Genomic DNA, 513 nt, shown 5'->3' with positions numbered 1-513 from the left:
GTATGAATACCGCTGTCGATTTCGGGATGATAGTCGGCGCGTTGCGGTACGCCGAAAAGAGCATCAAGCTCGGGCAGTAAAACTTTGAGTGCGCCGCATTCGCGCAAAACTTCAATCATTCGGCGCGGATTTTTCTCCATCAAGCCTTTGGCCAATTCTTGCCAGACGCGTTCGGCAACCAAGGCATCCGCTTCGCCGTTTTCTACCATTTGCCGCATCAGCGACATGGTTTCATCGGCAATTTGAAAACCATAGCGCGCGGCAAAACGGGCGATACGCAAAATACGCACGGGGTCTTCGGCAAAGGCAGGCGAAACGTGGCGCAGGATGCCGGCCACCAAATCTTGTTGTCCGCCAAAAGGATCGATGATCGTGCCGTCTGAATCCTGAGCCATGGCATTGATGGTCAGGTCGCGGCGCATCAGGTCTTGTTCCAGCGTAACGTCTTTATCGGCATGAAAGCTAAATCCGGCATAGCCTTTGGCGGTTTTGCGTTCGGTACGGGCGAGGGCG

At 54.6% G+C, this 513-nt stretch carries 1 pseudogene; it reads right to left on the bottom strand.

The annotated features are described in order from the left end of the window. Nucleotides 1–513 (bottom strand): annotated as a pseudogene (cca, locus tag ACTHUM_RS18720) (multifunctional CCA addition/repair protein); the annotation flags it as partial.

It is taken from the genome of Neisseria sp. P0021.S006 (assembly GCF_051956895.1).
Note: the sequence above shows the minus strand (reverse complement) of the source record. Positions and strands in the feature narration are given on the sequence as shown.